The sequence below is a fragment of the Bartonella sp. CM31XJBT genome (assembly GCF_028618555.1).
Lineage (GTDB): Bacteria > Pseudomonadota > Alphaproteobacteria > Rhizobiales > Rhizobiaceae > Bartonella.
The window spans coordinates 1-10896 of sequence record NZ_JAQITD010000032.1; the positions used below are offsets into that span (position 1 = coordinate 1).

At 32.3% G+C, this 10896-nt stretch carries 5 protein-coding genes and 3 pseudogenes; 4 read left to right on the forward strand and 4 right to left on the reverse strand.

Annotation, left to right across the window (positions count from 1 at the left end; all coding sequences use genetic code 11):
• A pseudogene (locus PVV63_RS09070) lies at positions 1–461 on the reverse strand (hypothetical protein); the annotation flags it as partial.
• Positions 462–2037: 1576 nt separating this feature from the next.
• A pseudogene (locus PVV63_RS09075) lies at positions 2038–2480 on the reverse strand (type ISP restriction/modification enzyme); the annotation flags it as partial.
• Between the two features lie 1271 nt (positions 2481–3751).
• Here PVV63_RS09075 and PVV63_RS09080 point away from each other — a divergent pair.
• The 4 genes from PVV63_RS09080 to PVV63_RS09095 are packed head-to-tail and all read left to right on the forward strand — an operon-like array spanning position 3752 to position 8332.
• A complete protein-coding gene (locus PVV63_RS09080; protein WP_273791585.1) occupies positions 3752–4990 on the forward strand; it encodes a radical SAM protein in 1239 nt (412 codons plus the stop codon).
• A complete protein-coding gene (locus tag PVV63_RS09085) occupies positions 4983–6767 on the forward strand; it encodes an MFS transporter (RefSeq protein WP_273791586.1) in 1785 nt (594 codons plus the stop codon). The genes PVV63_RS09080 and PVV63_RS09085 overlap by 8 nt, the downstream gene beginning before the upstream one ends.
• Entirely contained in the window at positions 6757–7371 is a 615-nt protein-coding gene (locus tag PVV63_RS09090; protein WP_273791587.1) for a hypothetical protein, read from the forward strand. Before PVV63_RS09085 ends, PVV63_RS09090 begins: the two co-directional genes overlap by 11 nt.
• Positions 7340–8332: a hypothetical protein gene (locus PVV63_RS09095; RefSeq protein WP_273791588.1), complete on the forward strand. Its 993-nt coding sequence runs from the start codon at positions 7340–7342 to the stop codon at positions 8330–8332. The genes PVV63_RS09090 and PVV63_RS09095 overlap by 32 nt, the downstream gene beginning before the upstream one ends.
• Positions 8333–9271: 939 nt before the next feature.
• On the opposite strand, the pseudogene PVV63_RS09100 reads toward PVV63_RS09095, so the two are convergent.
• Both PVV63_RS09100 and PVV63_RS09105 read right to left on the reverse strand, forming a co-directional pair.
• Positions 9272–10717 (reverse strand): annotated as a pseudogene (locus PVV63_RS09100) (YfjI family protein).
• Between the two features lie 12 nt (positions 10718–10729).
• Positions 10730–10896, reverse strand: a 167-nt coding sequence (locus PVV63_RS09105; RefSeq protein WP_273791589.1) for a toprim domain-containing protein, incomplete at its 5' end; no start/stop codon positions are given.

A 10896-nucleotide genomic window follows, 5' to 3' on the forward strand; every position in this document is an offset into this window, starting at 1 on the left:
TGATCAGTGACACGGGCGTTATCATAAATTTGTGCATTGCCTTCAATTACAACGGCGTTGCTAGCATGCGCATTACCAGACAGTTTTGCATTGTCCTTTAAAGTCATACCTTCAAAAATAGCATTCCCATAAATTTGCGCATTACCATAGACATCAACAAAAAAGCTTTTTACTTTAGCATTTCCAAAGACGCGTGCATTTTGAAAGACCCGAGCTTTATTATACACCCAGCAATTGCCCTCATGAGATAAGTTGCTTTCATTTTCAATATACCCCCCTAAATCGCCTTTTTTGACATCATCAAAATCTCTTAAGGCTCTAATTCGAGTTAAGAAATGACCATCGATATATTCACAATCATCAATAAATTCGTATTTTTTTGCAGGCTCTTGTTTATTAACAGACGCAGTTTCATTTGAAATAGAAGAGATAACGGGGGTGGTTTTTACTGTAGTATTCATACTAATATGTCCTAATCAAGAGTTTTGAAATTGACACCCTATAAGGGGCGTCGGGCGTTCAAAACACGGTGATTAGTCCGTTGTTACGCTTTTCTCATAAGAGTATTTTATGGCGTAACTACACCCGACAAAATTATCATATATGCTAATCATAGCATAAAAGATAGCCAGTTTTTAAAAGCTTTGGAAAGATTGTTTCGTAATCTATCCGCTAATCACAAAGTGTTTTGATCACTTGAGTACTTATATAACAAAATACGTATTTACTGTCAAATAATATTTTATCTTTTTGATATTTTTTGTATTTTTTAAATACGTTGTGTATTGGTAATATCTTATGCTTATTAATTGTTTCTTTTATATTTATGTGCTTTTAAAGCTATATTACGGGCTTTGTGAAACGATTGCGTATTTTCTGAATCTATACATTTATAATATTTTAGAAACGCTCTCATTATGCGTATTTTAAACTTTATAACCTATCAATTTTGTCACTAAATGGCTTTTAAGATTTCTGTTAATTTCTTTTAATAACACATTTTAGACTTAACAGCCTTTATAGGGACTGTCTTTATAACAAATGCTTTCATTTGCATATGAGTATTCAAGTTTACTGTTTTTACGCTTTCTCTATAGCTGTTATGTTCTTTATAGCCATGGCATCATTTTTCAGTTTCATAAGAGAAATGATAAATAGGATATATGATAATTGCGATTTATTGTCTGTTATGAAAACACTTATGAAAACATCTCAATAGAAACTGATCATTATAGAGATGAGCAAAATCCCTTTTAATAAACTTTTGTCATTTTTGTCAGTTCTTTTTAGAACCTATATCATTTTTTTTAAATGAGAGAAAATTAAAAACATTATATTTCAATAAGTTAAGTTTTATGATTTTTTCAAAATACAACTTATTAAAACAGCCATAACAAATAAATACAACTGTAAATATATATTTGTCAGTTTATGTCAGTACATTGAATCGACAAAAGTGATCATTTAGTGAATGATTAAAACATGTCTTATGAGAGTATGTGATCTTTTAAAGCCTTTCAAAAGAAAGGGATTATAATCATAATAAATGCTATCAAGACCATTATGGTTATGAGTTTTGGAGGTGCTTTTTACGCCCCCCTTTACATATTTTTCAATAAAAAATAAAAGTCATTATATTTCAATATGTTATTTTTTATCAATTTTTCAAAAAACAACCTATATCAATAGTACAACCTATAAATTCAACTAATGCTCTATGTTTTGTAAGGGTTTTTGGGGGGTAGAAACATTCAAAACCTATAAGTAATATAAGAAAATGAATATACATAACCCTCTTTAAATAAAGCTTCTGATAACAATAAAGCTATCATTTTAGATTACGATTTAATCTTTTAAAGGCAATGTAAATAAGAGTATCTAAAAGTGCAAGTTTCTTCTTTTTAAATAACGTATGATAAATTATCCTTTTAAAGATTGTATGTCAGCAATTTATAAAAGGGATATAAGAACCTATAGGTATAAAACCTTATACCCCTTATGAGTTTATCATACCCATTATGTGAGCATGCTTTTAAGTTATTCAGTTTCTCTTATTTCCAATTTTGGTAGGTTCTTAACAATTTTCATTGTCTCTAAACTTATGGAAATAACTCTAGAGGGTAGGCAGGGTTGCCAATGGTTTCAACAGCATAACGATTGGCATCATTAACAATGCCACTCTTTTTATCAGTCTTAACACATTGACGCCCCATAACCCATTCAAGAGCGGATTTACCATTAACGATATACTCACAAGCGTCAAGAGGGATATCTGTTATTGTGATATTGTTATTATAAATAACAGTGGTTTTATCTTTCTCTTTACCTGCTTTTGCTAATTTCATTTCAGTCACGTAATAGAATTTTTCTGGATTAGAGATCTCTGTAACTTTTGGATTACCTTTTTTAAAGGTTACGGGATAAGGTTTTACAGTTTCATAATTCACGTGCAAATGATCCAGTTCACGCCCTGTTACAACAGAGTTCCGTTTTCGTATAAGGGGTTTAAGTCTCTTCAAAAGAATTAAAACGAAGCTTATTAAATCCATTTTGAATGAATTGAGAAAAAATGCAGAAAAATGCTAAAAAAGCCGATAATTTTTTCAAAAGAGTTTTTTAAATGCTGTTTATCCACAGCCCATGAGAGATATCAGATCAGCAAAATAGTGAAATTTGCTGTTTATTTTATGGAAAAAAGACAAATGAAGCATGTGCTTTTAAAATATTATAATGATTATTTTGATAGGTTTTATGAGTCACTAAAATAATCTAGTTTGTTAGTTCAATTTACAGACACAAACTGACAAATATATATTATTGATTGTATTTAAGGTTGTATTGTCGATATAGGTTGTATCGTTAAAATGCTAACATATTGAAATATAATGTTTTTAATTTTCTCTCATTTTAAAAAAATAATATAGGTTCTAAAAAGAACTGACAAGACTGACAAAACTCTTCTGATAAGGTCACTCAGATCATTTGCTTTTGGAAAAAAGTTCCTTGATGAGAATGCCATAAAAAGAGTTTTGCGTGGTTGTCTTAAAGACTTCAAAAGAGATTTCTTTATTGTTTTATGCTGTTGTTTTTAACCAAAGAATGCTAGATTATCATTATAAATCAATATGATTGTATCTTTAATAAGAAATAAAAGTTTGTATTTTGGCGTCGAATTGAACCTCTTTTAAAAGTAATTTCACCGCAAGTAGTATTTCACAAAATTACAATTAAAACAGAAAAATAATTGAAAAATTTTTCTTCTGAGAAGCTGATTTACGCAACAACTATTCTTTATTTCAGCCCCAAAAAACCTTTTTTAAATTACTTGATAAAGTAGAGCATTGCATATTTCTTATTGCGATTGAAGTGAAATAGCCATTGAAATCAAGAATAATACTTTTTGAATGAACTTACTAATTAAAATGGAGATTAGCTGAGCACAAGAGTTTTTCGATTTATACCGGTATAGGCCAATTTGTTTCCCAAACTGAATATTGCATAATACAGTTAAATTTACTTTACAATTATAAAGTTGTAAATCACAATGTCTTGAATATAAATAAGGTACATAATAACAATATGAGGAGGATATTATGTCATATAAAAAACCGCAGGTGATTGGTACTGTGAATAGTGCAACTTTAACTTGTTATAAACCATTGGTGCGAGATAGAAAAAAATAAAAAAGCAGGATAAGGGCGCTGCAGCGCCCTTATCCATTGTATTATTAAGAAACAATTTAGGAGGGGAAATGTTTCGTATTAATCTCGACGAGAATAGCATAACTAGATTAAATGATTTTCAGACTATTGTGCTTAATGATTCAGCTATAATTTTAATTGATTCAGTTTTTTTACAGAATCAGAAAATTGAAACTGTTGCGGCAAAGCTTAATGTAGAGACAGAGATTTTAGCATCAGATTTTTCAATCTTGTTAAGAGAACTAGAAAAGAATGGTTTTCTTTTAAAGAAGGAAAACTTGATTAGTGCGTCAGATTCGATTTTTGATCTTAAAAAATTATGGGTACCTGTAACACCTATTATACATATTATCCAGAATTGCAATAGCCCTTGTATCACGTGCGATTGCTGGAAGATTAAGGAAAAAAATTGGCATACTCCAGAAAGTTTAATACCCTTATTTAGAATGTTGAAAGAAAAAGGAGCTGCCTCAGTGATGCTTTCTGGGGGAGAACCTTTAATGCATCCGAAGCTTAAAGATATTTTATTAACGTTGAATGAACTAGGTCTGCCTGTTGAATTAAATACTAATGGCATCTTATTGCATAAAAATTTATGGATTTCACAGTATGACATAAAAGAAATTGTTATTTCTATGGATTCGACTAGTGTCCAAGGATATTATGATATACGGGGGGCGAATAAATTTGATCGCGTGTGGAAAAACATTGAAACCGTTAAAAATCTTCAACCTCTGCAAAGTATAGGAATAAGAGCGACAGTTACCAAAGAGATTCTAGAAAATATTATTAATTTTATCGATTTTTGTATAAGCAAAGATGTCGATTATATCGGATTCAGCCCGCTCGATACGTCGTCATTTAGTTTTTCTAGAAAAAATAATACAAAGGATCGATCTAAGGCTTTAAGAAACAAAACTCTTCCGCCAAACGCTTCACTTTTTCATTTGAGAGATGAATTATCAAGGAAAGAATCCCCCCTCCAGGTTTATATAGATAAAAAGTTTCAAGAAAAGAAAATCTCATGGACGTCACAAAATTTTGTAAATTGTATTAATTATTACTTAGGCGAAAATTCTACGTACGTTTCGTCGCCGTTAATGTGTTTATTTCCATTTTCATCCTTGGTATTGGACTATAATGGAGATTTAAAAAATTGCTTTTATTCAGAAGCTTTTGGGAATCTACAAAATTATGAGGCAATAGATTGGTCTGCTCAAAGCGTTTTAAAATCTTTGAAAGAATCTGGCGCATGTAGCGGATGTCGTGGGAAGGTATTTTGTGGATAAGGTTAAGCAATTTAAGATTTATAGTGTTAGCAAGTCTACTGCTCTAGTGGTTGCTGTTTTACCACTTTTTTTGTCAGAAAAATTGCATTTGTCGCAAGCGGATATTGTTTTAATCGGTAGTTATTTTTTATTGCTTCCTTTGATCTTAGAAGTCCCCTTGGGTTTATTATCAGATGTTTATGGAAGTAAACGCATTATTTATACTGGGCTGTTTTTCTTTCTTTGCGGTTTTTTAGCTCTTTTTATGAATTATGCATATTTTGCTTACGCCACTTATTTGTTGTGTATCACATTAGCAGCCGCTTGTTTTTCAGGTGCGGAAGATAGTTTACTCTTTTCTGTAGTACCAAAGCATCGCACACTGTTTTCCGTTAAGTCCGAAGTGGCTGCTGTTACCTATAGTGTGACAACGGTACTTATTTTTTTAGGGGGAATACTTTATTATGTGCATCCTGCATTGCCTGTGATTTTTCAAGTCCTTTCATTAATTTTTGCTATTTTTATGTTTTCAAAACTGACGAAGGGATTAGATAGTTTTCATATCAACGCTCATCCGAGTATTTTCACAGTTATGTGCGCCAGCCGTAAAGAAGTCAAAAATCCTTATCGCTTCACTCTTATTTTTTTAAGTGCAGTTTCAGCTTTTGCTATTTTGGTTAATAATCGAACTGTTTCTATCGCATTTTCTGATTTTTTGCCATTTCAACCTGCTATTTTGGTTTCGATTATTTTTATCATTGGGAATTTTTTTTCAGCAAGTTCCAATATATTGTTTCAGAAGTATTTTTCAAAGTTTCAAAATCCTATTTTTCCCGTCTTAATGATTGGTTGTATGGTAACCATTGCTTTTTTTCTCATGTCATTTCAAATCATTGCGGCTCTTATATTAGGATTTTTACTGCTATGTGTTTTTAAATCCGCTTATCGATCTTATCTGTCGTCTCTTCTTATCAATTCACTGATTGATCCCAAAGCTATCGCGACTGTTTTATCATTTACAGCCATTATTACAGCTGTTGTATCCTTTGCATTCAGTTTTTTATACGGTCATGTTTTTTCAACATTCTGGCAAGCTAATTTATGGTTGGCAGTGATTATGGCTGTGATTTTTGGGGTGTCTGCTTTAATTATTTTTGTCAGAAAACAAGAAATCATTTGGTTACAGCCTGAAAATGCACAATCGTCAAAACAACATTTCTTGAAACGCAAGCATCAAGAGTTTTGCTATGGGCAAATTTATCCGGAAGCATCGTGCATTAATGAAAACATAAAGGATGGCTCTTTTCGACAAAGTCTCTATCCTGCACCAAATTTGATAACACTTTGCGATGAAATAGTCGAATGGGAGTTTATCCGGGGTACTGTATTGAGCCAAATGGATTTGCTACATCAAAAGGCGATTATTGATCAAATCAATAAGATCTTTCAAGCTCGATTAAGCAAGAATATAATCTTATCACACGGAGATTTACATCCTGATAATATCATTGTTACTCCTGATAGTTCTTTTATGGTAGTGGATTGGGATTTATGTCAAGAAGCCAGTCCGGAATTGGATATCTTAACATTTTTCACCAGTCCAAGATTATCTCTCAATTTAGAAGAACGGATAGACTATATTTCTCATTTGCTGTCTATATCAAAGGATGAAGCTTTACCAATGATAAAAGCGTTTGTGGCTAAAAAAATTTCTGATCTTTGTCTATACCAAAATATTTTCATGAAACAATTAGTATTGGATTATATGAACTTGAATAAGAAATTTCATGGGCGATAATATTGTAATTTGTAATAAAAATTGCAGTGCGGGCTGCAATCATTGTCCATATTCGATGGAATGTATGGTGAGAAATGACGCGTTGCCTGAATCTTTATATACAATAAATGACATAAAATCTGATTTTATTATTCTTTCTGGTGGAGAGCCTTTTGAGCTCGATTATGATTTACTTCATAAATATACTTGTATGTGTCTCATTTGTAAAAAATATTTTCGGATTGCAACAGGGGGGCACATCTATATTCAACCATATTTGAAGCTATTAAAGAGTAATCCGTTCTTTTTAGGGATACAAATAGGCACAGATGTTATTTCAGAGATAAGAAATCTAGACAGTAAAAAATATAAACAAACGTGGGTGCGTAACATAGAATGTATGAAAAAAGATAGCGTACCATATAGTGTGACGATTACTTTATCGGAGAGATTCGATTTGGCAGAAGTGTTAGCTCTAATACGTATCGCTACTCCCGAGTTCATTTTAGTTAATTTTGAAAATAGAAAAAAGTATGAGAATACATTTCAGTTAAATATGATACGGGATTTTTTTTCTGGCTGTGAGATAAAATATGGATATACGCATCAGAGTTTACACCAATAAATATAAACTATCGGATTCTTTTCACAGTTCTTCTGGTGTATTAGTTGAAAAAACAGAACTGATAATTTTATTTACTGCTCAGGATAAAGTTATTTCGCCCTTTGCTATGGAGTTGCCATTGTCACCTAGTCACGGAGAAATGCCGGACGATTTTATAAAATCTATAAATGAACGATCAATAAATAAAAGTAAACACTTTGCAAATTCTTTAAGCTATTTCTTTGGGTTGGAAGATTTTTTTAAAAAAGTTGAAATGGCTAAAATTATTAATTCTGGATTAATGAAATCTATTAAAACGATAGGAATAGGTGCAATTATTGATGATGAGATACGTAATTACGATTTGATAAAATTGAAATCATCGAATCAGTATTTGGATGATACAATTGCAATTGTTAATGAAAACAAAAATGTAAAATTTATTATTGATTTCAATGCAAATATTAATTTTGAGCAGTGGAATTATTTTATTGATAGGATAGATAAAAATAATTTGTTTGGAATAGAACAGCCTATGAAATTTCCTTCAAAAATTCCAAATTTGGGTTTCTTAAATATCGCTGATGAGACATTCGTGAAATGTGGTTATGAAAAAATTCACGAATATGGCTATAATGCTTTTGTCTATAAGCCATTTGCAAGTAATATTAAAGAATTATATAAGTGTTTTGAGAATAAAAATAACTACGTTGGTATGGTTGGAAGTAATGTTTCTGGCCCTTTAGATTGTAGTTTTTGTAACATCATGAATCATTATATGCCTACCAAATTAGCAGGAAATCGTGCAAGTAATTTTGAAGCGCATCCGTTAAATAATAAAACTGAGGATTTAATGAGAATTCGAGAAAAAAAGATATCTCTCTCTGATGAATTGTTTATTTATCTTGATAAATTTTGCCGAAAAGTATCGGATTTGTATTTTGATATGAATAAATTAAAAGAAATTGCTACAAATATATAGTGTTTCCCACTCTGAAGCAGCTATGTTTCGTGAATAGATATAGGACATACCGATGGAAGAACGATATGGTGCTTGTCTCATGTATCGGAATCTCATATACTAAAAGTGTCAAAGATGGTGGCAAAATTGGCTTTGTTTTTTTGATATTAGCAGTAATTTAAGCAGCAACTTGCCTTTTTTATTCAAGATTTTTGATGAGAAAGAATTATAGGTATTTCAGCTTGATGTAACTCAAAATAAGCGAACGGTATTTTTAAGCTTGATGTTTATTATAAAGCTGAGCTCAACCCCAATCAGAACAGTATAGCAGGTGGCCTTATTATCTTACTTAAAGGGGGCTAGCTAAGAAGCATACGCTTGTTATTATATCGAATGTTCTCAATTTGCATTCGATTAAATTTACAAATCAAGATGGCTTTTATTCTAATATCATCAATACCGAGCTTTATAGATTAAACATTCAAGTCCAATAGTTCGCAGAACAAATGAGCCATGCATCCAAAATGCCAATTACGAGTAATATAAATCCAGATGATATTGTAGCTGATATTCACGTAATACCATCAATACTCCCAAATAACTTCTATTATCGTAAGTTTTTCTTTTCTCTTGAGATAATCACCAATGTCATAAAAATATATTTTACCATGCTGTTGCATGTTTGGATTTTTTACAAAAATAGAAATTTCCATAGAGTAGCTCGAGATCCTAAACAAAAATATTAAAATATAATGTTTTTTATTATTTAAAAAATAACATAAACATTGGAATAACTCTCCAAAAGCAACAAAACTCTTTGTAAGAAGAACGCTGATCATTTTCTTTGAAAAAAGAGCAATGAAGAGAATATCACTAAAAAGAGCTTTGAGCGATTGGCTTGAAAAACTCTCAAAAGAGATTTCTCTATTGTGTGGTCCTATGATTTTTCACCAAGGTGGGCTATTCATAGCGTTTTGTAGGCCGACCGCATTTTGGGTTTTGTCTTCATAAATTTCACGAAGATAGTCGCAACAGCATAAAAGCTCTAAAGTTTGTTGAATAATTCCTTTATCCTTTAAAAGCTTCCAATCACGCTTATAAACATCTCGTGCAGGTAAAACCATCTGGTAAATGATCACAAGGCTCTACAATGAGTTTTGCATGACTTAACAAATAGGGTGATCAACACAATGTCATAGTGAGTGAAGGCAAGCCTATTTCAAAACGCCCACCCTCAACCAGTTCAAAAATCAACGCAAGGGTTGGTATGGTTTTATTCATTTTCAAAAGATGCGCTTGTAAACTTGCAGAGAAATGCCCCCCTTTGATTGTTCTTTGAAAACTTTCCCACCATACACGAAAGACTCCTCGATAACTTTCCCATGCCTTTTGATTGGGAGGTCTATCAACCCATAACCGCTCTTTTCGTTCATCGGGCCACACCAGCATTTGAAATCGTTGCAATAAGCCGTCATTATTTGTTCCATGGTGCATTGCTTGAATAATGGGAATAATCCGTGCAGGTTGAATGCCCCCAATAATGGAAATGGTTGCATTGGGAATAAAAATGGTTCCACGTCCTATACGGTCATAGGTGTATGATTTTTTGCCATTAAAAGCTGTTAGATAAAAAGAACGGTCTGATTGATATTCCTTCCGTTCCAAATCGGATAAAAAACCAGATAATTCATCACGAACCAACAATAAACCACGGGGGTTTTCTTTTAACAATTCCCCAAGCTTTTCGACGGTCACATCGTTGACAATAAGACGTCGTTTATTAAGCGTGTCATCTTCCTCACTTTCTTTATGTTCAAGAGATTGAGAAAGAAGAGCAAGGGCTTGTTCCTCGTCTTGATCTTTGAGTGCTTTGTAGGCTTGTTTTTTCTTTTCTCTTTTGTCTAATTCAATAAGAATATCTTTTGTTTCTTGCTGTTCTTTCTTCTTTAACCATTCTTGATGCCATTCCTCTTGAAAAACATCAAGAGGTGCTAAAGCAGCTTCCATGGTATCTGTTTTCATAGTTGAAGGTTCCCCCACAATGGCACCCCAGAGATTAGGAACAATTTTCCAATTGGCATGTTGTTTTGGAGAAACCCGCACGCCATTTCCAATGACAGCAGACAATCCACATAAAGCAGAAACAGCAACAAAATCGATAGAAGATTGTTGAATATCAGCAACGTCATAAACATAGTTTATTAATGGTGTTGGAAGCAGGAATATTTTAAAAGGCTCGACAGGTAAGAGAGCCGTAGCAATCGGTTTTAATTGCCCCCAACCATTTTGTTGCAAGGCTTGTTCATAAGGAATGGCTTTTAAACAAGTATTTTCGTTTAAAGAGACATTATCGTTATCATTGACGGGAGTATTTTCATTATTGTTTTGTAAATTACTATCTTTCATAGTTTCCCTCTTTTAAGAAAGTAATACGTTATTAAAATCGGTTCCTTTTGGAGCTTGCATGATAAAGACCTCAAAGCCTTGTCTATAAGCACGCGCAGCGAGGGTAAAACCTGCTTTACGACCCGCATCATCGCCATCCATTGCAATGGTGAGACGGGCTTTTGTAGGAGGTAAATTCA

Bases quoted from the DNA above. Each gene is read 5' to 3' on its own strand.
- PVV63_RS09095 (WP_273791588.1), top strand. From the start codon at position 7,340: ATGGATATACGCATCAGAGTTTACACCAATAAATATAAACTATCGGAT.
- PVV63_RS09090 (WP_273791587.1), top strand. From the start codon at position 6,757: ATGGGCGATAATATTGTAATTTGTAATAAAAATTGCAGTGCGGGCTGC.
- PVV63_RS09080 (WP_273791585.1), top strand. From the start codon at position 3,752: ATGTTTCGTATTAATCTCGACGAGAATAGCATAACTAGATTAAATGAT.